The sequence below is a fragment of the Paenibacillus sp. NRS-1760 genome (assembly GCF_050467785.1).
Taxonomy (GTDB): Bacteria; Bacillota; Bacilli; order Paenibacillales; family Paenibacillaceae; genus Pristimantibacillus.
In genome coordinates, this window is record NZ_JBITPK010000011.1 from 208,120 (window position 1) to 229,783 (window position 21,664).

Here is a 21,664-nt window from a genome sequence, read left to right on the forward strand (position 1 = left end):
TCCTTTTAGATTTGGTTTGTTCTCTTAAGGTGAACGGATTGACCCCCGTCAAAGAAAAAGACATGGCTCTCATCCACTTTTCTCCCGAGAACAGATTCGATTGCTTCGGCATACAGCTCCAGCTGGAAACGATGCCGCTCCGCTGCTTCCACCCATTGCTCCTTATAAATTCGATCCGTCTTATAATCGAGCAGTACGACGCCAGCAGCATCCTCGAACAAACAGTCTATTACCCCTTGAATCAATATCGGCTCATCTAGATCTGAATTCGGATAAACACGTTTAGCAGGGAACATGCAGCTGAACGGAACCTCTCTTCGCACCCAGTTAGCGTTTAACAACCGCTGTCCCAGCTCGCTTCGGAAAAAAGCTGCGACGTTCGGCAAATCAATTGCCTCCGATTGCTTTACTGTTAATAAGCGCTGCTCAATCATATGATCAAGCGTTTGTTTAAGCATCGGTTCATCTATTTCTTCTGTGAGGGAGACAAGCTGCATAAGCAAATGATTAACAGAGCCCTTCTCAGCTGCTGTAAGCGACTTTTCCTCCATAAAGGCTGGACGGCGCAGTCGGAACGTATACGATGCTTCTGGAGCAGTTGCAGCTTCTTGAAGATGTGTATTCGCCTGATGCTGATTCAGCTCGTCTAATGGAACCGCATCCTCCTGCTCCTCCGAATACAGCCTCTTCATTTCCGTAACCGATGTTTTGGCAGCGAGTGCCGCCGCTTCTTGATGCGGATAATGCCATTCCAACCGCTCACGCAGCTCATCATCTGCTTCTACATGCTCAAGAAGCGATAGTGAAGTAACCGCTTGAAGCCGCTCTTCCTTGTCCTGGTCCTGCAGCTCCGTCTCTGACGCCGCTGCGGCTTCAGTGCCGAATATAGAAGCTGAAACAACACCAGCATGCCAGTTCGGAGCATTGTAGTCAGCCAGCTGACTGTCATTGATTTGCCTAGCCGCTAGCGGACCTAGCCAATCGATAAACGAGCGTGCTGCAGCAACCCGGAAATCAGACATTTTACCTGAAGCATCGACGGAAGAAAGCCATCGCTTAAGCTTGGCTTCGGCATCCGCTACAGTCGCGACGAGAAACATTTTTTCTTTTGGCCGGGTTAGCGCAACATACAAAATACGCATTTCCTCTGCTAGCATTTCTTTACGCATGGCTCTTCGGATAGCCAAATAAGGAAGTGTAGGATAACTAATGCGAAGAGCAGGATCAACAAAACGAGGCCCGAAACCGAGCTCTTTGTGTTTCAAGAACGCACTTCGCACATCCTGCTGATTGAACAGCTTGCCTAGACCTGCTACGAATACAACCGGAAATTCAAGCCCCTTGCTCTTATGAATGGACATGATGCGAACGACATCCTCTTGTTCGCCGAGCGCTCTTGCAGTACCCAAGTCGCCGCCGCTATCGCGCATACGTTCGATAAATCTTAGAAATCGAAACAAACCGCGGAACGAGGTCGCTTCATACTGCCGAGCCCGGTCATGCAGCGCACGCAAATTCGCTTGACGCTGCGTCCCTCCTGGCAAGCCGCCTACAAAATCGTAATACCCGGTCTCGCGGTAGATTTCCCATAGCAAATTAGCAAGCGAGCCCTGCCTTGCTTCCTCACGCCAGCGATCCAAGCTGTCCAAGAAAAGCGAAAGCTTCCTGCGCGTGTCCTCATCCATAAACAAATCGCCTGCTGCTTGAAGGACCGCATCATAATACGTTGATTTCGCAGATTGGATGCGTATTCTTGCAAGTTCCTCACCGTTTAATGCAAATAATGGCGATCGCAATGCAGCCGCAAGCGGAATATCCTGATACGGATTATCGATAACTCTTAACAAGGAAAGCATCGTCTCGACTTCTGTCGCTTCAAAATAGCCGCTGCTCAGCTCCGCATAAGCAGGAATACCGCTTCCTTGCAGTTCCTCTATGATAATTGGCGCCCACTGCTGAGTCGCCCTTAACAAGATAACGACATCCCGCCATTGCATAGGTCGATTCTCACGCCGTTTGCCATCATAAACCTGGAATCCGCTGTCGATAAGAGATTGCAGCTGCTGAGCGATCCAGCGCGCCTCCAACTGCGCCGCCTTTAGCTCGGAAGCTGATTCGAGGAGCGTTCCATTTTCTCCTTGCTCTCCCTCACCCTGTCCCTCTGATGACTCTGAGTTATCGGCATCAGCTGTCTCTTCGTCATCTGCATCCGCTTTATTCAACACGGCAAACTCAACTTGACAACGATCGGCTGGCACTGGATCTGGGTAGGTAGCGCCACAAACGAGTTCTGCTCGCTCATCGTAATCCATTTCAGCTACCGTCTCGCGCATGATGGCGCGGAAAACCGCATTCACGCCATCAACAACTTCCGATCGACTGCGAAAGTTGCGCGCCAAATCGATGCGCAGAGCGTGGGACTCATCTGTTTCCGATCGCTTGTTCATCTCATGACGAGACAGGTACGATTTATATTTTTGCAAAAACAGCTTCGGTTCAGCAAGGCGGAAGCCGTAAATGCTTTGCTTAACATCGCCAACCATAAACCGGTTGCCAGCACCTGGCCGTTCAATTAACGAAACGATTGCTTCCTGCACCATATTCGTATCTTGATATTCATCAAGCAATATTTCATCGAATTGCTGCTGGAATTCAATCGCTGCAATCGAAGGCAGCATTTGTTCAGGTGTAGAAGACGGATCACGCAAAATACGTAAGCAATAATGCTCCAAATCACCAAAATCGAGCATCCCTTTCGCGCGTTTAGCCGCTTCATAGCCTTGACCAAATTCGATAACAAGCTCGGATAATGCCTTCATCAGAGGAGCAAGCTCCTGAAGCTCTTCCAAAAACTGCTCCGCAGATCTGCCAAATAACTCATCAGAAAGTGAAGTGATCAGCTTCTTTGCTTGATCGCGCAGCTCCTTCGCCTGCTCCTGAAGGGACTTGTCATATTCATCGCCGCGCATCGCCTTCAGCTTGCCGAATTCGATGGACTGAAAAGGTGCTATCCAACATTCCCAGGGCATGGAATGTACCAGTTCCGAGAGACTGCTAATGATTTGCAAATCATCATCAAAGGTAGCCGCATAAGGTGCTGGGCCAGCAGGTTGTCGCGTTAGCTCTAAGGCTTGGTGCAGCAGCGAGCTCGCTCCTTCTAAAGCCATCTCAATATCGCCTATTAAACTGACAACCCACGTACTGTTTTGCAGCGCTGCGACATCCGCCATATTAAAGGCATCTGCGGTTTGCCTAAGCCAATATTCAGGCCATGGATGGCTTTGCGCAAAGTCGAACAATTGTTGAACCAGCCGATACAAAGGCTCATCGCCGCGCTCACCGCCATAACGATCGGCAAGCCTTAGAAAAGCGCCGTTATCGCCAGCCCCTTCATACTTTTGCTCAAATAGCTGATCGAGAACGTCAAGGCGCATTAGCTCACTTTCGGTCTCGTTTGCAATACGAAAGCCAGGATCAAGCCCGATTAACGGATAGTAACGCCTAATGACGTCCATACAAAACGAGTGTAGTGTCGTAATCGATGCTCTATTCATTAGGGCGAGTTGCCTTCGCAAATGCTCCGAATCGGGTTGCTTTTCCAATTCAAGCTCTAAAGCGTTTCGAATCCTATCCTTCATTTCCGCTGCAGCCGCCTTCGTAAAGGTTGCAACGAGCAGACGGTCAACATCGGCGTTCGCTGATATTTTACGGATGATTCGCTCAACGAGAACGGCTGTTTTACCAGAACCCGCTGCAGCAGCTACAAGGATGTTCGAGCCGCTTGTAACGATTGCATCCCATTGATCATCGGTCCATGTACTATTTTCCGGCTTGGGCGAATCCTTTGCAGTGTGCATCATCCATTACTCCCCCTCTAGCTGCTGCCATATATGTTCCTTAGAAGGTTTGCTCAGCTTCCTATACTCATTTCCGTCGAACTGAGCATCAAACTGACAAACCGCTTTATAATCGCAATACTGGCAAGGTGTTTTTGTTCCGATACGATAAGGCTCAATTGAAACATCACCTGACTGTATCGAGCTGCCAATTCGGCTGATTGTATTTCTAACAGAATGGCGAAGCACGTCCCATTGTTCATTCGAGACGACCGAAGAGCTGCTATAAAAGCTTCCATCCCGCTTCAAAGCAACGGGCAGCAGCTCTGAATAGCCAGTGTCCAGCTCATCGTCCATCAGTCTAACGGTTTCCGAATCAGCCGTAACCAGTCCACGCATTTTGAATCGCTTTAAGAGCTGACCGTTTGCTTCAGAAGGGCTAATGCTGTTGGTCAGCGCCAGAATTGGATTATGCACATGAAAATAAAGTACACCGGCCGGAGAAGCAGGTCGACCAAGCCATGCCGATGCATGTGTAACCAGTACATCCAAATAAGTCAGCATCTGCAGGGAAAGCCCATGGGCAACTTCTTCAAGTCTTAGATGCGTCGAGCTCGATTTGTAATCAAGCACGCGCAGCAGCAGACCTTCCTCCGTTTCTGCAGCATCAACACGGTCGATCCTGCCGATAATCTCTATCTCACCGCCCGCCTCAAGCGGAATGCGGAGTGCAGGCAGCTTCCCATCAGGGCCAAAATCGACCTCGGTGCCTACGGGATGGAATTGCGCCCTTCGCGCATGTTCACCCAGCATAAGCGCTGCTTGGCCAACAATTTCCTTCAGCTTGCGAGCGATATATTGAAAACGACTGCTGCTTAACAAGATTTGGGATTGCAACTTAGGAACCAAATCATCGACCGTTTGCGAGACGACCGCCTTAAGCTCCGCTTCCGATGTTTTTCCCCAGCGTCCTCCAAAACTCGTCGCCACCTTACTTAGAGCAGCGTGAAACAATTGACCAACATCAGGGGCATCCAGCCGGTAAAGCTTTCTTTCCCTCAGCTTTAGGCCGTGTATGGCAAAATGCTGAAATGGACACGATACGAACCGTTCCATGCGCGATACGCTAACTTGCAACCTCGCTCCATAAAGCTCTCGTGCTGTATCCTTAGAAAGGAACTGCTCTTGGTTCTCATAAGTTAAGGAGCTTGTCAGCAGCTGAAGCTTCTGCTGCCACTCCGGACGAACCGCGTACCAATTGTATAGATCCCACCAGAAAGGCGCAATAACTGCTCCCTGCTGCCATTTCCTAATAGCTCCGATCAAATAGGACATCGTTCGCTGCGGCTGCGAGACGAACTTTCTTTGCTCGGACAATGGCAAGCTTGGCGATGGCTCTGCTGCGATACTTTGAACGGCTATGCCCGGGAACAACTGACGGACATGCCTTACAATCTCTGAAGGCAGCAAGCTTTTCCCTTCCTCGTCGGCTTGTGCCCAGCTAAGCCATAAATGCTTGCTTGGCGTGGTCAATGCGTTATAGATCATAAATCGCTCATCAAGCAGGCGCCTGCGCACCCCTGGGGCCATTACGATTCCATCATCAGCCAAACGTTCCCGCTCCGATTCAGTAAGAATGCCGTCTTCTTTCACACGCATTGGCATGATGCCGTCATTTGCACCTAGCACGTAACATACATGTATATGCCCCGACCGTGTTCGGTCCATGCTGCCGATCAATACTTGATCAAGCGCTGGCGGTACCGCAGCAAGCTTCAAGCTGTCAAGCCCCGCCTCAATCATGCCGGCGAACAATTCTGGTGTTACGGTCTGTTTTCCAGCCAGTTCAACTAATTGATCCAAAAGCTGCATGACACTGTCCCAAAGCTGCTTGTGGCTTCTTGCTCTTTGTGTTTTCCCTGCTCCAGTATCTTGAATGCTCCAGCGCTCGAGCTTATCTGCTGCTTCGGATTCATCGAGCAAACGATATAAAGCCTCGCACATCCCTTGAACATTTTCGGCCTTATTCAGTGCATCAGAGAAGCGGCGAAGAGGAGGAACAACAACCTCTCTGGCTGCAAGTACGATATTGAATTCACGCTGCGCCTTTTCGCTGATTTTGGTCTCTATATCCTCGTCATCATCAAGTGAAACAGGAACTAACGGATGCCACCGCTTATGGTCAAGCCATTTCCAGCCATCAATGCCTGCAGCGAGCGCATAGTTTTCCAGCATATCGAACCAGTCTCTAGGCAGACTTCCGTCAACCTTGAACAACATCTCCGTCTTAATGCAGCGGAACACCGCATCGTATCGCCAGCCAAACAAGACGGTTTCAAGCGCAGACCGAATAAACTCAATCAATGGATGATGGACGGCCTTCTCCTTCTGATCGACAAAATAAGGAATGCCGTAATCAGCAAAGACAAGTCCGATATAGTCGGTATAATCCTCCGCATTTCGTACCATAACCGCAATTTCCCGCCAGCGCAGCCCTTCTTTACGAGCTCTGCGAACGATATCGCGTGCAACGGCCTCAACCTCGGCACGTCGATTCGCAGCAGCATGCAGCGACAAGCCGCAGCGTGCATCTTCTGCGTCCAATATCGTTTTGTCAGCAATAAGCATCGGTATTCTCTCACTATAATGCTTCTCAAGATGAGCAAGCATTGGACTGCTTTTAAACCGAACAGGAGGAATTTCATCCAGCAATATGGGAGAATCGACCACAACCTCATATTGAGCAGCCAGCTCCATCAGCTTATTGTAGGTTTCGGCTGTTGGATGAAACAGATCCAGTTCATGCGGCAGCTCGCCTATTCCATAAGTTCTATTTAGTGTAAGTGTGACCGTCACCTGAGCGGATGAACCGATCAACGTTCCTAGCGCTTCATATTCCGTTGGCGTAAATCCATAAAATCCATCCACCCATATATGAGCGCCATTCATAGCAGAGGCATTAGCAAAACCATTTTGCAAATAACGCAAATAATCCTCGGCGTCTATATACATGCCCGCGAGTTCCTGCTCCATCTGACTATAAATGAGCTGCAAATCATGCAGCTTGCGCTTTAGCAATGTTGATTGGCCTGCTTCTGCCTTAGAAGCGTCCTGCTTGTCCTGTAAGAGCTCGGAATCTATTCCGTACCTTTTCCACTCTGTTAGAAGCTCTGCAAGCCTATCGATGAATCCAGGCTGTTCCGCACCATTTTGAAACAGCTCAAGCTGCTTTCCGAGCCGATGTACGATCTTGTAGAGAAGCATATGCTTCCCCGTATCGTTAATCGGAACGAGCGCCGTTCCGCCCGTCTCCTGCATGACCCGAAAGGCAAGGCGCCGAAAGCTTAGCGCCTGCGCCCTGATCGTCCCGTTTAATTCACCGCTCTGCAGCAGCGCATATTCGGTTTGAAAAGTAGCCTGTTCCGGTACGAGCATGACGAGCGGCGGTCCGTCCGGTTGATCGCGCAGCTGCTTTCTTATTTCATTCAAGCAATAGGATGTTTTTCCGGCTCCCGAACGCCCGATGACAAAGCGAAGCGACATGTGCAACTCTCCCGTCTATTCGTTTAAATCAATTATTTGCTTCGTACTTCAAATATTGCGAATTTCAAGTAATGTCCTTCATTCACGCCGAGCAGCTGAGGATGATCCTTGCCTGCCGCGCGCCATTCAACCAAACGAAGAAGCTTGCCTGCATCTACAGCCGCTTCTTGGATCGTTTCCAGAAACAACTCAGGACGCATATGATACGAGCAGCTTGCCGTAACTAAATATCCGCCCTCATTCACAAGCTTTAAGCCTTGTAAATTGATATCTTTGTAGCCGCGGCATGCGCCTGCTACTGCGCTCTTCGTTTTTGCAAATGCCGGCGGATCAAGAATAACAACATCCCAGGTCCGCCCCGCTCCGCCTTCCATCTTCTTGGACGTATCTACGCCGCCAAGCGCGCGCTGTTTTCTCTCGTCGAGCCCTTTCACTTGAACGCGCAAATAATCGAAAGCGTCTGCGACAACAAACTCGACCCGATCGGAGTACCCGTTGCGCTCAACGTTGCGCTTTGCGGTTTCGATGGCGTGCTCCGAAACATCCAAGCATGTTACTTTCTTGGCGCCATATTTGCAAGCATGCAGTGTGAAGCTTCCTGTATGGGCAAAACATTCAAGCACCGAAGCACCATCCCAGAAAGGAAAAGTGACCACTTTGCCATTCGCGTTCACCGGCACGAAATCGGATGTACCAGATGATTTACTTACAACGCTTGCCTCGATTTGAACAGAGCCTGATTCCAGTGCTTCACGCTCTACGAGATGAATACCGCTCCGGCCTCCCCAGCCTTTCATAAGCGGAGCAATGGCAGCACGGTTTTCACGTTGATCGAAGAAATAGCCTGTTTTCTGGCCTTCAACAATATCAACCTCAAGCTTCAAGCCGTTTTCCTCAATTTCAATAATGGATGGGCAATCACCGTAAAGCACCCCCGTCCGCTCTTCCAATCCTTCAAGCACTCGAACACCCACATCACTGCGCTCATAGATGCCGACAGGCTGAAATACGTCAATCAACGCCTCAATCAGCGCTTCTCTTCTTACATCCATCCCAAGAGTCAAAAACTGAAGCACCAGCACATTGTTGAAACGGTCAACAACAAGCCCAGGAAGAAAATCCGCTTCCCCGTAAACTAAGCGGCAATCGGCATCCGCAACGAAGCGACGGCGATGCTCTTGACACTGACGAAGGCGATCACGGAAAAAGCTTGCATCCATCGCAGCGATTGGCGTATATGCAACGATTCTTACTGTAATTTGTGATTTTGGATTCCAATAGCCTGTTGCTAAATAACGTCCTTGATGGTTAACAACATCAACCAAATCACCCGGCTTCGCATCACCTTCCAAACGATCAATTTCTGTCGCATAGACCCAAGGATGTCCTTGCTCCAGCCTCTTTTTCCTTGCTTTTAGAAGAAATATTTTTGGATTGCTCACGTTTATCTCGCTTCCCCTCATTGGACTTGCTAGTCATGCTTGTCTTGCTTGCAGCATATGTATATTTACGAATCAAAACTTGAAATAAATAATAAGGAGTCCAAACCATGGTTCAGACTATACTCATTCCAATGCTGCTTGGGTTTTCTGTTTTCATGTGCGGCATGAAGCTGATGGAGCTGGCGCTGCATCGATTAGCCGGTCCGTATTTGACCGGAATCCTAAAACGATCAACCGCAACCCCGATTCACGGACTAGCAATCGGAACGGTCACGACTGCTTTTCTACAAAGCAGCACAGCCGTAACGGTTATTGCCATTGGAATGGTCAATGCCGGCTTGCTTACATTCCCGCGTACATTAGGCATAATACTCGGTACGAATATTGGCACCTGCATAACGACAGAGCTAATCGGTCTAAATTTAAATAAACTGGCCGTTCCCTTGCTCATCCTCTCGATCGGAATGTGGCTGGCAACGGCTTTACTAGGAGAATTACGTCTGTTTCCTGCTGTTCGGAATGCGCGCTGGCTTCCAGCAGTTCGTTCGACCTCTGTCGTGCTGTGCGGCTTCGCTCTGCTCCTTACTGGGATGACGATGATGCAAGGCGTAGGCTCTGCCGTCCAAGACAGCCCCATGTTCAGCTGGTTTCTTGGAAAAGCAAATGAGAGCTTATGGTGGGGGCTCGCAGCGGGTGCGCTTCTTACAGCTGCTGTTCATAGCAGCGCAGCCGTTATTGGTATCATCATGGGTTTCGTATCTATAGGCGCGATGCCTATTGAACTTGGTATCGCCGTCGTTCTCGGCGCAAACATCGGGACTTGTGCGACAGCATTGTTAGCCTCTATAGGCGGGACTAAGGCCGGGCAGTATGTGGCATGGTCGCATGTCATCTTAAACGCTGGAGGCGCATTGCTGTTTATGCCGTTCATCGGCGAGCTTGCGACGATATCGGAATGGATATCCTCGTCTGCAGCAGGGCAAATCGCTCATACGCAAACAATTTTCAATATTCTAAGCTCATTGATCGCTCTGCCATTTTGTTATCTACCCACATTTAGGCGCCTTGATCCCGTTACTTAGCACTAATCCGTTTGCAAACCCAGCAGTTGGAATGCTCCTGCAACGATGCGATGATTGTTATCGTATCCGGATTGCTTTTGACGTCTCCAAGCTTCTCCAGGTTCAAACCAATCGACGCCGCGGATCTCTTCTACTTGTGCATGCAGAGATCCTCCAACTGCCTCAACTAAATAATAATGAACCTCTTTATCGACCATCCCGAAGGCTTCATGCTCATATTTATATTTAATTTGATCAATCGGAGCGATGATCACCCCTTCAAGACCCGTTTCTTCGACGATTTCACGCAAAGCGGTTTGTTCAATCGTTTCGCCGGGCTCCATTTTTCCTTTTGGCAGCGAAACTTTTCCGTAACGATCCTGAATGAGCTGGATTTGCAGCTTTCCTTCCTCGGTGCGGCGATAAACGACACCGCCTGCTGAAATTTCCTTCATGTCCGTTTCCCCCTTGCAGCATTAAACACATTGTATATGCAGCAAAGGATTCCTCCATCTTTTCCACAAAAGGAATCGATAAGCAAAGGAATCCCCGCATTTTGTCAAGCTATAGCTAGGCTCTTATCGCTTCCGGACGCTCCAGCACGAAGGTGTGCTGCTCCATGCCGCTCGCTGCAGCAGGATGATCTTCCATCACGCGAACAAGCTTTGCGCGACATTCGTTGACGCCTGCCTCCGTGATTTTCACTCGGCAAAGCTTGCCGATCAGCGATTCTGTGCCGTCGAATACGACCTGGATATAGTTATCCGTATAGCCCATAACAAGCCCAGTACCCGGGGCACCCTTGTAATCGCGCTCTGGGATAACATCGAGAACATGGCCAACGTACTGCTCTGCGTACGCAAGCTGCATTTTCTCTGACAAATCAATTAGCTTATGCACGCGCTCATTTTTCACTTCTTCATCCACTTGCTCGTCCATTCGAGCAGCAGGCGTACCTGTGCGTTTCGAATAAGGGAACACATGCATTTCAGCAAACTTCAAATCTTCCATGAAGCGGAAGCCCTCTTCGAACATTTCTTCCGTTTCTCCAGGGAAACCGACAATAACATCCGTTGTAATGGCAACGCCAGGCATTGCCTCGTGCAATCTTTTAATTTTTGCAGCGAATTCTGCAGTCGTATATTTACGGCGCATCCGCTTTAATACGGAGTCTTCACCTGCTTGGAGTGGAATATGCAGATGGCGGCACATTTTACTGGAACGGTTCAACACATCAATCATCGCATCGTCGATTTGACTTGCTTCGATCGAACTAATTCGAATGCGCTCTAGTCCCTCTACCTTGTCCAAGTCCCACAGCAGACTTGTTAAATTGTAATTTTCCATATCATCGCCATAGCCGCCAGTGTGAATACCCGTCAGTACAATTTCCTTGTAGCCGGATGCAACGAGCTGTCTAGCTTGCTCTAGCACGCTTTCTGAAGCACGGCTGCGAGATAAACCGCGTGACCATGGAATAATACAAAACGTACAGAAGTTGTTGCAGCCCTCTTGAATTTTCAAGAACGCACGCGTCCGCTCCGAGAAGTCCGGTACATTCAGTTCCTCAAAATCACGAGTCTTCATGATATTGCGGACGGCGTTAACCGGCTGACGATCATCGTGAATTTGATTCACGAACGTCATAATTTTCTCCCGGTCCTGTGTCCCGATGACTAGATCGACGCCTTCAATAGCCATAATCTCTGCTGGAGAGGTCTGAGCGTAACAGCCCGTGACCGCAATGACAGCATCGGGGTTGCGACGAACAGCCCGTCTAATGATTTGACGGCTCTTCTTGTCTCCCGTATTGGTTACCGTACATGTATTAATTAAGTAAACATCAGCAGTCGATTCGAAATCGACCTGTTCATAACCTTCGTTTTTAAATAGCTGCCATATCGCTTCTGTATCATAGAAGTTTACTTTGCAGCCCAGCGTATAAAATGCGACTGTTGGCATAGTTGTTACGCTCCTCCCATTTCTCCGGATTCATATAATAAGCAGGTTAATCCTACGATGCCCGCTGTTTCCGTTCGTAATATTCTTCTGCCTAGTCCAACCAGCACAGCACCAGCTGCTTCTGCCTCGTCCGCTTCACGATCCGTGAAGCCGCCCTCAGAACCAATAATGAGCAGTACTTTCGGCGAGCTCACTTCGCCTGCTTGTTCGGTCCATTCGTTAATCGCTGTGCGAACGCCTCTGCCATGGGCAAGATGTCCTTCACGCTCATAACAAAATAAAACCAAATCGTAATTGGACATAGACTTTATGAGCTCACGCCAGCTATGCAGCGGCTCAATCGCCGGAACACGGTTGCGATGTGCCTGCTCTGCCGCTTCCTTCGCAATTTTACTCCATCGCTCTATGCGCTTTGCTTCCTTCTTTGCATCATATTGAACGACCATGCGCTCGGACTGAAAGGGAACAAATGCATAAGCACCAATCTCTGTTCCTTTCTGTATCACAAGCTCCATTTTGTCGCCCTTAGGCAAGCTCTGAGCTAGCGTTATTGCCCATTTCGGCTCACTATCATTGCCTAGCATCTCAACAATTTCTGCGGTTACGAGTGTTGCAGATGCTTCAAGCACAGCGACAAGCGCCGTGCGCGACTCCCCATCGCTGACAATAAACTTATCGCCTGGCTTCGTGCGCATAACCCTTGCGGCGTGATGCGCATCATCGCCGATTAGGCGGATTTCAGAGTCGCTAAATTGCTCCGCCGCTATGAAATATCGTTGCATGATCTTTTTCCAACCACCCTTAAACAAATTCCATCCTTCATAATAACATGTTTGTCTTCACTAAATCTATCAGAAACCGTTGCCAGCAGCCTGCGAGCAGCCGCCTAGCCTCTATAAGAAAATCTGGTAAACCCACGCAAATGTATTGTTCATTAGATCTGCGCCTAACCCAAGTACAGGATCAAGTGTTACTTTACGAAGCGGCGGAATAAATACGATTAATAAAAAGATAAACATTCCCCACTGCACATTTTGATCCATTTTGTAACGAAGCTTTAGCGGCAACAGATCTGCGATGATCCGGTAGCCGTCAAGCGGAGGAAGCGGAATAAGGTTAAAAATAAACAATAAATAATTATACCAAATAAAATAATCAAAAAATCGATGTACAGCAGCATCCACACCGACAGATGCTCCGCTTAAAATATCTGAAGCCAAAATCGCAACATAAATAAAAATGCTTATCGTACCCATGAGCAAATTGCTTAACGGTCCTACTGCGGTCACTACAATGCTCATCATTCTCGGACTTTTGAATTTGCTTGGATTTACCGGTACGGGCTTCGCCCATCCAAATCCGGCAATGAGAATCAACAGCGTCCCTAGTACATCCAAATGCACACGCGGGTTTAGGGTTACACGCCCAGCATTATAAGCAGTATCATCACCAAATTTATAAGCGCTGTAAGCATGAGCGAACTCATGCACGGTAAAAGCAATAATTAAAGCCAATACGATAAATGGCAAATCCTCTAGCGGAAATCGCAAAAAGCTTTGCAAGTCCATTAAATCACCTGTGGCTTTCTCGCTACGATTGCAATCCAATCCTCATCGCGGCGCTTCTCAATAATTTCAAATCCATGACGAATTAATCCTTCTTCTACATCGGTTTCTTTATTTTTGTAAATGCCGGAAGCAATATAAATTCCGTTTGGTTTTAATGCCGCATATACATCGTCCACAAACATCAGGATGATTTCTGCCAAAATATTAGCAACAACAAGATCTACAGGCACGGTAACTCTGAAAGCGCCATTCGCAGCCGCTTGTTCACCTCCTGCAGATTCTTCCTTAATTACACCAAGCAAATCGCTAAGCCGCACTTCAACTTTCTCCGAAAGATTGTTAAGCGATACGTTCTCTTTGGCACTGGAAACAGCAACGGGATCAAGGTCAACCGCAAGTACGCTCTTCGCGCCCAGCAGACAAGCTCCAATAGCGAGTATTCCTGATCCTGTGCCGACATCAATGACTTCTTCTCCGCCGCGAATGACAGACTCGAGCGTTTGCAGACACAATGAGGTCGTAGGGTGTGTCCCTGTTCCAAAAGCCATTCCTGGATCCAGCTCGATTATGCGCTCATCCGGACCTGCTTCATACTCTTCCCAAGTTGGCTTAATCGTTAACTTATCAGAAATGCGAATCGGCTTGAAATATTGCTTCCACGCAGTCGCCCAATCCTCATCATCTACAGTTGCAACGATATATTCTACAGTTCCGGGATCAATATCAAACTCACGAAGCTCTTCGACACGAGGTCTAATCGCTGCAACTAGCGCATCGGTATCGGTGTCTTCTCCAAAATAGCCCTTGATGATCGCTTGGCCTTCTGGAATATCGTTAAGCGGCGTTTCGTACCATTGTCCAAATGATGTATCACGCTGTTTGCTGAGTGTACCCGATTCTTCAATGGATACGCCTCCGGCTCCCATCTCATGCAAAAAGTTGGATATCATCTCTTGCGCCTCTTCAGTTGTTGAAATTGTAAGTTCAAACCATTTCATATGTAATATCCTCCAATGCCAATCGTAAACGGCTATCGCCGACCGCGGTCGACTAGACAAACGTTTCGCTTTAAAAACCTAACATCTATTGTACACCAGAGTAGTGCCTTTGCACAAAAAAATGACACAAGAGACCGACTGCTGTATTTATGCTACAATCGTTACGGAATCCGGAAGAGGATATTTACAATTCCAGCAAGCTTTTTATCGTCGGGAGGTTTACTGCAATTATGTCACCTAGAAATATTGAAAAAGATCAACGCTGGTAGAAAGCGGCCAAAAAGAATACAGAGAGTTCGTTGAGCAGGCGCAGCAAATGCCGGTTCCGCCCTATGATAAGCTGTTCTGGTAGTAGGATTAACCGCACATTCTTCCCTGCTTCCATTTCAACTTTTCGGTGGAATGAAGCAGCGTACCGCAATTGCACGCGCATTAGCGACAAATCGCGCTCGAAACGGGAAAAACAATCATTTTCATTACCCATGATGTTGACGAAGCTTTGCTGCTTGGCACAAGAATCATAACGATGCAAGGCGCTCCTGACAGAATTGAACTGGATTTAGCAAATCCGCTAACGAAACGAGCTGAACCATTCACTGCGGTTCGAAAGCATAGCAAGTACAGCGAATGGCGTGACATTCTCGTCCAATCGCTGCGCCCTGCACAGCTGGAGCTTCTAGAAGCAGCTCATATTTAATGGTTCAAACGAATAAAAGGGACTGAAGGCTATACTAGCCCACAGTCCCTTTTATGTTTAAGTAATAATTGTATTTGCGTTGCCGCCCATTTGTTTAATAAGATGAAGCGCGCGTTCGGCGACTTCATCATCTACGGTTGCCGTCAGCAATCCGCTGTCAATCAACCCGTTCACTTCAATTGCACGCAGCGCTTGAAGCTTCCGCATCGTCTCCTGAGCAGCACCCTCACCCTCGAAGGTCGCTTGGATTTCAATATGGCTCATTATGCCTGCTCGTTGCGCTCGTCGGCTGCAGCTGCACGCTGAGCAGCTTTGCGATCTGCTTCGTCAGCAAGCTCTTCAGAAAATTCCACATCTTCGTTTTCGCCTACAGGCAGGTTGCCAAAGTTTGTTTTCTCCAAGCTGTTATTGTTGTTGTTATTGTTTGTCATCGTATTAGTTCCCTCCGGTTGTGTGTTGATGTATGGTTTTCCTACCCGAATAGAGTATGTTAATCCACCCCATTCTATACAGCCGGGGAAAGAAAAAAAAGACGTGCCGGGTTATTCACCGCGGAACGCCTTTTTCATTTTTTCGAATATAGATTCATGATGTTCTTGATCATTCGATACGGAATCGCCGCTTAGCCCGCCAAACTGACGAAGCAGGTCCTTCTGATCATCCGTCAAGCTCGTTGGTGTTACGATAGTAACCTTCACATGCTGATCGCCTTGACCGTATCCACGAAGCTTAGGAACACCCTTGCCTTTGAGTCTGAAGTAAGTGCCTGTTTGTGTGCCAGCTGGCACCTTGAGCTTCACTTTCTCCGTTAACGTAGGAATCTCAATTTCATCGCCAAGAGCTGCTTGCACGAATGTAAGCGGAACTTCGCAATAAATATCATCGCCTTCACGTTCGAAAAACTCATGCGGCTTCACACGGATAACAATATACAAGTCGCCCGCAGGACCGCCGCGAAGACCGCCCTCACCCTCGCCAGACATACGGATTTGAGCTCCGTCATCTACGCCGGCTGGAATACGGATGTTGATTTTGCGTTGACGCTTCACTTTACCCGCGCCATGGCAAGTTGTACATTTATCTTTTATTACGCGGCCTGTGCCGCTGCAATTGGTACAAGCACGGCGGTTGACCATACGGCCAAATGGCGTATTTTGAACAACCTCCTGCTGTCCGCTGCCCTTACAAACCGAACAGCTCTCAGGTTTCGTGCCCGGCTTAGCTCCATCACCATGACAGGTATCGCAAGTTTCTGTTCTAGGAATCGTAATCTCGGTTTCTTTGCCGAATACCGCTTCCTTAAACTCAACTGTCATTGTATATTGCAGGTCGTTTCCGCGCTGCGGTGCATTCGGATCACGACGACCGCCTCCGCCGCCAAAAAACATGTCGAAAATATCGCCGAAGCCTCCGCCGAAATCAGCACCGCCTCCGCCGCCCATACCTTGGTTTGGATCAACATGGCCGAACCGGTCATACGTTGAACGTTTTCCATCGTCACTTAGTACATCGTAAGCTTCTTTAACTTCCTTGAACTTCGTTTCTGCATCTGCAGCTTTATTTACATCGGGATGATATTGACGTGCTAACTGACGGTATGATTTTTTAATATCGTCTGCTGAAGCATCCTTGCCAACACCAAGAACCTCATAATAATCGCGTTTGCTTGCCACCTGTTCTCACCTCCGCTATATATCCTATGATTCCTCTATAAGCACGAAAGGAGGTCAAAGCCAGGTAGCGCCTGTCTTTGACCTCTCGCTCGCTACACTTTATTTATTATCGTCAACCACTTCATAGTCAGCGTCTACTACATTGTCTTTGCCTTTTGCAGCGCCGCCAGCTTCTGGGCCAGCACCTTCAGCTGCTTGTGAAGCTTGCTCATAAAGCTTAACTGAAAGCTGTTGAACGATTTCAGTCAGCTCTTCAGCTGCTGCATTGATTTGCTCAAGATCGTCTGTTGCAAGTGCTGCAACTACTTTTTCTTTTGCAGCATTAGCTTTTTCGATTTCAGAAGCATCAACTTTATCGCCAAGATCTTTAATTGTTTTGTCAACGGAGTAAACCAATTGGTCAGCGCTGTTTTTTGCTTCAACAAGGTCGCGACGTTTGCGATCTTCTTCAGCGTTAAGCTCAGCATCTTTCATCATTTGGTTAATTTCATCATCGCTGAGACCGCTTGAAGATGTAATCGTAATTTTTTGGCTCTTGCCTGTTCCTTTATCAAGAGCAGACACGTTTACGATACCGTTCGCATCGATATCGAAAGTAACTTCGATTTGAGGAACGCCGCGTGGTGCAAGAGGAATATCGTTCAAAGTGAAACGACCAAGCGTTTTGTTGCCTGCCGCCATCGAGCGCTCACCTTGCAAGACGTGAATTTCAACGCCCGGTTGATTGTCCGCATATGTGGAGTACACTTGCGATTTGCTTGTAGGAATCGTAGTGTTACGATCGATCATCTTAGTGAACACGCCGCCAGCTGTTTCAATACCAAGCGACAATGGAGTAACGTCAAGCAATACAACGTCTTTCACATCGCCAGTCAATACGCCCGCTTGTACAGCTGCGCCAAGAGCTACAACCTCATCCGGGTTAACACCTTTATGCGGTTCTTTGCCGATCAATTTTTTAACTGCTTCTTGTACCGCTGGAATACGAGTCGATCCGCCCACGAGTACAACTTTATCGATATCGCTTGGGGACATTCCTGCATCGCTAAGCGCTTGACGAGTAGGTCCAAGCGTACGCTCTACAAGGGAAGCTGCAAGCTCTTCAAATTTCGCGCGAGTAAGGCTAAGCTCCAAATGCTGAGGAACGCCGTCAACCATTGTAATGAACGGAAGAGAGATAGCTGAAGTCAATACGCCGGAAAGTTCTTTTTTCGCTTTCTCAGCAGCATCTTTCAAACGTTGAACAGCTGATTTATCTTTGGAGAGATCAATGCCTTGCTCTTTCTTGAATTCAGCAACAAGGTGATCGATGACAACTTGGTCAAAGTCATCTCCGCCTAGTTTGTTGTCGCCGCTTGTTGCTTTAACTTCGAAGAAGCCATCGCCAAGCTCAAGAATGGAAACGTCAAATGTACCGCCGCCAAGGTCATAAACAAGAATCGTTTGATCTTCTGTTTTCTCAAGGCCGTATGCTAGTGCTGCAGCTGTTGGCTCGTTGACAATACGAAGAACTTCAAGACCAGCAATTTTACCAGCATCTTTAGTCGCTTGACGTTGGCTGTCATTGAAATAAGCAGGAACCGTAATAACGGCTTGCGTTACCGTTTGACCCAAGTAAGCTTCAGCATCAGCTTTCAATTTTTGCAAAATGATTGCAGAAATCTCTTGTGGTGTGTAATCTTTATCGTCAATTTTTTCTTTGTGGTTCGTACCAATGTGGCGTTTAATCGAGCTGATTGTACGATCAGGGTTTGTGATCGCTTGACGTTTTGCCGTTTCACCAACAACACGCTCGCCGTCTTTCTTGAAACCTACTACGGAAGGAGTTGTGCGGTTGCCTTCCGGGTTAGGAATAACAACTGCTTCTCCGCCCTCCATTACTGCTACGCAAGAGTTTGTTGTACCAAGGTCAATACCAATTACTTTACTCATAGCTATAGTTCCTCCTACAATTTTTATATTTTATCCTAATAACAGCTTGCTCTGTCTCATTTATTGAGAAAAAGTTTTACCGTTTAACTGCTTACTTTAACCATCGCTGGACGCAATACCTTGTCTTTCAAGATATAGCCCTTCTGAACTTCCTCAACAATGATACCCTCTTCATGCTCATCGGAATCTACAGTCATAATCGCTTGATGGAATTCAGGGTTAAAAGGCTCGCCAACTACGTTCATAGCTTTAAGGCCTTCCTGCTCAAGTGTTGACTCGAGCTGACGGAAAATCATGTCTACACCCTTCGCAAGTGATTCAAAATCACCGTTAACAGATGCGGCTGCTACAGCGCGCTCAAAATTATCTACAACCGGAAGCAGTTGACCGATCAGCTTCATCGATGCGTACTGTCCGAGTTCTTCTTTTTCTTTCATTGTACGACGGCGGAAGTTATCGAAATCCGCTTGTGCGCGCAAGAAGCGCTGCTCTTTCTCCTCAGCCAGCTTCACAAGCTCCGCATAACGCGAATCTTCTTCCACAGCCTCGTTTACAGTATCCTCGCTTGCTTGATCTGATTGCTCAGCAGATACCACTTCTTCTACAGCCTCGGCTGCCTCATTATGTTGTTCTTTCGTACTCATGCAATCACCTCCTAAAAAAGTTTACGAAGTAAACTTGGCAAAATATCATTAATTACTTATACCAGCGGCCAAGAAGAACCGCCATATCCTTGGATATAATATCCAATAAGCTAATGACTTTGCCGTATTCCATTCGCGTTGGTCCTAGAATGCCGATCGTTCCCAGCGATTGGCCATCAATGGCATAGGTTGCTGTGATAAGACTGCAATCGCTAATTGCCTTATGGTCATTTTCTGTCCCGATACGTACTTGTATACCTGACGGAAGGCCGGAAAACATTTTCATTATGGCTGGTGTCTCATCAAGCAAATCCAAAATTGTTTTTACTTTGTCTACATCCTTGAATTCAGGCTGTGTCAGCATATTGGTTGTTCCGCCTAAGAAGATTCGGTGCTCATCCTCATTCTGCAATGCATGATCCAGTACCTGCAGCAGCTGTTCATAGTGATCAACATGCCTTTCAAGCTCTTGCCCAACTTCAGTGTAAAGCTTCGACCTTAGACGAATCAGCGGAACGCCAACCAATCTTGTGTTTAAAATGTTAACGACCTTTTCCATATCGTCCATTTTCAGGCCGTCAGGAATTGAAATCGTCCGATTTTCAACATGTCCAGTGTTCGTCACAATAATAGCAACTGCTGATGTTTGATCAAGCGGCACAAGGCCAAAATGCTTAAGCGATGTGCTGAACATTTCAGGTCCAAGCAAAATAGATGTGTAATTGGTTAAATTGGAGAGAATCATCGCCGTTTGTTGAATAACCTGCTCCATTTGATTCATTTTGTCCGTTACGAACGAGCGAACCACACCAATGTCTTTCTCATCCACTTCGCTAAGCTTTATTAAATGGTCGACATAATAACGGTAACCTTTCGTTGATGGAACACGCCCTGCTGACGTGTGCGGCTGCTCTAAGAAGCCTAGTTCCTCCAAATCCGCCATTTCATTGCGAATGGTTGCCGGACTAAAGCCAACGTCGCCGCGCTTCGAAATACTGCGTGAGCCTACTGGTTCAGCCGAGCGAATATAATCATCCACAATTGCATGTAAAATCATCCGTTGTCTCTCCGTCAGCATTCGAATTCCCCCTACGTAAATGTCAAATCCGTTATTTCGATGTACCTTCGTTAGCACTCAATCCGATCGAGTGCTAATCATTACTACAAAAATACCAAACCAGCTTGTCGATTGTCAAGTCAGTTCGGCATTTTTCATGCGCCTAATTCAATTTAAACATCTTATAAACGATTTAATGACACAAGGAAACTCCGCTGTGGCTTAAAGAAAAGCCGCTGTGCCAGCAATATATGTTGGCACAACGGCTTATTCTACAAACAATTACACTTTATGAACTCTTCCTGCTTCATCTGTTGCAAACTTTTCTCTTCTCACGCGATTTTCACCTTGGTATAGCTCTACAATACGATAAGGTGAAACGGAGTCATCTATAATAACTTTCCAGCCATTTGTATTTAGCAAAGCGAACAGTTCATCGTAACCCATTGCTTTAAAACCATAAAACCCGCTAAATCCTGCCCATTTCTTCAAAAGCACTGTCGTTACATGCTTTAGCTTATCCTCTACTGCTACGATTTGATCTTTTTTTTGGCTCATTTTTATTTCTCCTCTATATGACAATAAACATCTACCTTGACTATATACCAAAACGCGCAGCATTACTATCAACGAGTTCGGACAAACTAACATATTAGTTGAATGAAACAAAAAAACCACTTTCCCAATAGTCCTAATGCAAGCACTAAAGGAGAGTGGTTATTTTCAACAAAAGAAGATGCGTTCGGAAAATGTGCTTTAATTCAGCATTCTCAGAACAGCTATTTCATCGCAAGCAAGCTGCTTTGGACAGTTGATGCAATCCTTCCAAACCTTTTCCGGGAAAATTTCCTTATCAACGACCTTGAAGCCATTTTTCTCAAAAAAGGACACGGCATAAGTTAAAGCCATCACCTTCGGAATTTGCTGCTCTCTAGCCTGCTCGATCAACGCTTCTACCAGCTTGCTGCCGATCCCTACGCCCTTGTAGCCATCCGACATGCCAAGCGAGCGAATCTCAACCAATTCTTTCCCTAGCCGCAGCAGTGAACCGCAGCCGACAACTTCTTCCCCAATTTCCGCGACGACGAATGTATCTATCATATATTCGAGCGCTTCCCGAGTGCGAGGCAGCATAATGCCTTGCTCTGCATAACCTTTAATTAATTCAAACAATGTCTCGATATCATTAGACGTTGCTTTTCGACATACGACCTGTACTGCCTGCATTTGTGCATTCGCCTCCACCCGGTG

19 protein-coding genes are annotated in these 21,664 nt (G+C 47.4%); 2 read left to right on the plus strand and 17 right to left on the minus strand.

The window, feature by feature from the left end; translation table 11 throughout:
- Positions 1-5: 5 nt before the first annotated feature.
- From addA to ACIFSR_RS14830, 3 genes are read right to left on the minus strand one after another with little or no spacing between them, the layout of a single operon-like run.
- Entirely contained in the window at positions 6-3,860 is a 3,855-nt protein-coding gene (gene addA, locus ACIFSR_RS14820) for a helicase-exonuclease AddAB subunit AddA (protein ID WP_430057997.1), read from the minus strand.
- 3 nt (positions 3,861-3,863) lie between these two features.
- Positions 3,864-7,379, minus strand: coding sequence for a helicase-exonuclease AddAB subunit AddB (gene addB / locus ACIFSR_RS14825; protein ID WP_430057999.1), 3,516 nt, complete (start codon positions 7,377-7,379; stop codon positions 3,864-3,866).
- 32 nt (positions 7,380-7,411) lie between these two features.
- Entirely contained in the window at positions 7,412-8,821 is a 1,410-nt protein-coding gene (locus ACIFSR_RS14830) for a class I SAM-dependent rRNA methyltransferase (RefSeq protein WP_339203457.1), read from the minus strand.
- Positions 8,822-8,928: 107 nt separating this feature from the next.
- Here ACIFSR_RS14830 and ACIFSR_RS14835 point away from each other — a divergent pair, with 107 nt between their 5' ends.
- A complete protein-coding gene (locus ACIFSR_RS14835) occupies positions 8,929-9,903 on the plus strand; it encodes a Na/Pi cotransporter family protein (protein WP_339203459.1) in 975 nt (324 codons plus the stop codon).
- Positions 9,904-9,905: 2 nt separating this feature from the next.
- Here the strand turns inward: ACIFSR_RS14835 and ACIFSR_RS14840 are convergent, their stop codons facing one another.
- The 6 genes from ACIFSR_RS14840 to ACIFSR_RS14865 all read right to left on the minus strand — a co-directional run bounded on the left by ACIFSR_RS14840 (position 9,906) and on the right by ACIFSR_RS14865 (position 14,942).
- A complete protein-coding gene (locus ACIFSR_RS14840; protein ID WP_076266880.1) occupies positions 9,906-10,337 on the minus strand; it encodes an NUDIX hydrolase in 432 nt (143 codons plus the stop codon).
- 115 nt (positions 10,338-10,452) lie between these two features.
- Positions 10,453-11,844, minus strand: a complete 1,392-nt coding sequence (gene mtaB / locus ACIFSR_RS14845; RefSeq protein ID WP_339203461.1) for a tRNA (N(6)-L-threonylcarbamoyladenosine(37)-C(2))-methylthiotransferase MtaB — start codon at positions 11,842-11,844, stop codon at positions 10,453-10,455.
- Between the two features lie 5 nt (positions 11,845-11,849).
- Positions 11,850-12,626 carry an RsmE family RNA methyltransferase gene (locus tag ACIFSR_RS14850; protein WP_339203463.1) on the minus strand — a complete coding sequence of 259 codons (777 nt, stop codon included), beginning with the start codon at positions 12,624-12,626 and terminating at the stop codon, positions 11,850-11,852.
- Between the two features lie 111 nt (positions 12,627-12,737).
- On the minus strand, positions 12,738-13,412 hold the full coding sequence (locus ACIFSR_RS14855; protein WP_076266879.1) for a site-2 protease family protein: 675 nt from the start codon (positions 13,410-13,412) through the stop codon (positions 12,738-12,740).
- Entirely contained in the window at positions 13,412-14,410 is a 999-nt protein-coding gene (gene prmA, locus ACIFSR_RS14860) for a 50S ribosomal protein L11 methyltransferase (protein ID WP_339203467.1), read from the minus strand. Before prmA ends, ACIFSR_RS14855 begins: the two co-directional genes overlap by 1 nt.
- Before the next feature lie 256 nt (positions 14,411-14,666).
- Entirely contained in the window at positions 14,667-14,942 is a 276-nt protein-coding gene (locus ACIFSR_RS14865; RefSeq protein ID WP_430058003.1) for a hypothetical protein, read from the minus strand.
- Between ACIFSR_RS14865 and ACIFSR_RS14870 the strand changes: the two genes are divergently transcribed.
- Positions 14,937-15,107 (plus strand): hypothetical protein, encoded by a 171-nt coding sequence (locus ACIFSR_RS14870; protein ID WP_339203469.1) that lies wholly within the window; start codon positions 14,937-14,939, stop codon positions 15,105-15,107. The genes ACIFSR_RS14865 and ACIFSR_RS14870 overlap by 6 nt on opposite strands.
- A gap of 57 nt (positions 15,108-15,164) precedes the next feature.
- Here the strand turns inward: ACIFSR_RS14870 and ACIFSR_RS14875 are convergent, their stop codons facing one another.
- From ACIFSR_RS14875 to ACIFSR_RS14910, 8 genes are all read right to left on the minus strand, one after another.
- Complete coding sequence (locus ACIFSR_RS14875) at positions 15,165-15,371, minus strand: hypothetical protein (protein WP_339203471.1); 207 nt, start codon at positions 15,369-15,371, stop codon at positions 15,165-15,167.
- The gene (locus ACIFSR_RS14880; RefSeq protein ID WP_076266875.1) at positions 15,371-15,538 is read right to left on the minus strand and encodes a YfhD family protein; all 168 of its coding nucleotides are present in this window, start codon (positions 15,536-15,538) and stop codon (positions 15,371-15,373) included. Before ACIFSR_RS14880 ends, ACIFSR_RS14875 begins: the two co-directional genes overlap by 1 nt.
- A gap of 111 nt (positions 15,539-15,649) precedes the next feature.
- Positions 15,650-16,780: a molecular chaperone DnaJ gene (gene dnaJ / locus ACIFSR_RS14885; RefSeq protein ID WP_076266874.1), complete on the minus strand. Its 1,131-nt coding sequence runs from the start codon at positions 16,778-16,780 to the stop codon at positions 15,650-15,652.
- 99 nt (positions 16,781-16,879) lie between these two features.
- Complete coding sequence (dnaK, locus tag ACIFSR_RS14890; RefSeq protein WP_339203473.1) at positions 16,880-18,712, minus strand: molecular chaperone DnaK; 1,833 nt, start codon at positions 18,710-18,712, stop codon at positions 16,880-16,882.
- Positions 18,713-18,795: 83 nt separating this feature from the next.
- Positions 18,796-19,356, minus strand: a complete 561-nt coding sequence (gene grpE / locus ACIFSR_RS14895; protein ID WP_339203475.1) for a nucleotide exchange factor GrpE — start codon at positions 19,354-19,356, stop codon at positions 18,796-18,798.
- A gap of 52 nt (positions 19,357-19,408) precedes the next feature.
- Complete coding sequence (gene hrcA, locus ACIFSR_RS14900; RefSeq protein WP_076266871.1) at positions 19,409-20,434, minus strand: heat-inducible transcriptional repressor HrcA; 1,026 nt, start codon at positions 20,432-20,434, stop codon at positions 19,409-19,411.
- Between the two features lie 261 nt (positions 20,435-20,695).
- Positions 20,696-20,971, minus strand: a complete 276-nt coding sequence (locus ACIFSR_RS14905; protein ID WP_076266870.1) for a hypothetical protein — start codon at positions 20,969-20,971, stop codon at positions 20,696-20,698.
- A 198-nt stretch (positions 20,972-21,169) separates the two neighbouring features.
- Positions 21,170-21,640, minus strand: coding sequence for an N-acetyltransferase (locus ACIFSR_RS14910; RefSeq protein WP_076266869.1), 471 nt, complete (start codon positions 21,638-21,640; stop codon positions 21,170-21,172).
- Positions 21,641-21,664 lie beyond the last annotated feature (24 nt).

Coding starts and splice junctions, on each gene's coding strand:
- ACIFSR_RS14840 (WP_076266880.1), bottom strand. CDS start 10,337: ATGAAGGAAATTTCAGCAGGCGGTGTCGTTTATCGCCGCACCGAGGAA.
- ACIFSR_RS14835 (WP_339203459.1), top strand. CDS start 8,929: ATGGTTCAGACTATACTCATTCCAATGCTGCTTGGGTTTTCTGTTTTC.
- grpE (WP_339203475.1), bottom strand. CDS start 19,356: ATGAGTACGAAAGAACAACATAATGAGGCAGCCGAGGCTGTAGAAGAA.
- mtaB (WP_339203461.1), bottom strand. CDS start 11,844: ATGCCAACAGTCGCATTTTATACGCTGGGCTGCAAAGTAAACTTCTAT.
- hrcA (WP_076266871.1), bottom strand. CDS start 20,434: ATGCTGACGGAGAGACAACGGATGATTTTACATGCAATTGTGGATGAT.
- addA (WP_430057997.1), bottom strand. CDS start 3,860: ATGATGCACACTGCAAAGGATTCGCCCAAGCCGGAAAATAGTACATGG.
- ACIFSR_RS14910 (WP_076266869.1), bottom strand. CDS start 21,640: ATGCAGGCAGTACAGGTCGTATGTCGAAAAGCAACGTCTAATGATATC.
- ACIFSR_RS14870 (WP_339203469.1), top strand. CDS start 14,937: ATGCAAGGCGCTCCTGACAGAATTGAACTGGATTTAGCAAATCCGCTA.
- addB (WP_430057999.1), bottom strand. CDS start 7,379: ATGTCGCTTCGCTTTGTCATCGGGCGTTCGGGAGCCGGAAAAACATCC.
- dnaK (WP_339203473.1), bottom strand. CDS start 18,712: ATGAGTAAAGTAATTGGTATTGACCTTGGTACAACAAACTCTTGCGTA.
- ACIFSR_RS14905 (WP_076266870.1), bottom strand. CDS start 20,971: ATGAGCCAAAAAAAAGATCAAATCGTAGCAGTAGAGGATAAGCTAAAG.
- ACIFSR_RS14850 (WP_339203463.1), bottom strand. CDS start 12,626: ATGCAACGATATTTCATAGCGGCGGAGCAATTTAGCGACTCTGAAATC.
- prmA (WP_339203467.1), bottom strand. CDS start 14,410: ATGAAATGGTTTGAACTTACAATTTCAACAACTGAAGAGGCGCAAGAG.
- ACIFSR_RS14855 (WP_076266879.1), bottom strand. CDS start 13,412: ATGGACTTGCAAAGCTTTTTGCGATTTCCGCTAGAGGATTTGCCATTT.
- ACIFSR_RS14880 (WP_076266875.1), bottom strand. CDS start 15,538: ATGACAAACAATAACAACAACAATAACAGCTTGGAGAAAACAAACTTT.
- ACIFSR_RS14875 (WP_339203471.1), bottom strand. CDS start 15,371: ATGAGCCATATTGAAATCCAAGCGACCTTCGAGGGTGAGGGTGCTGCT.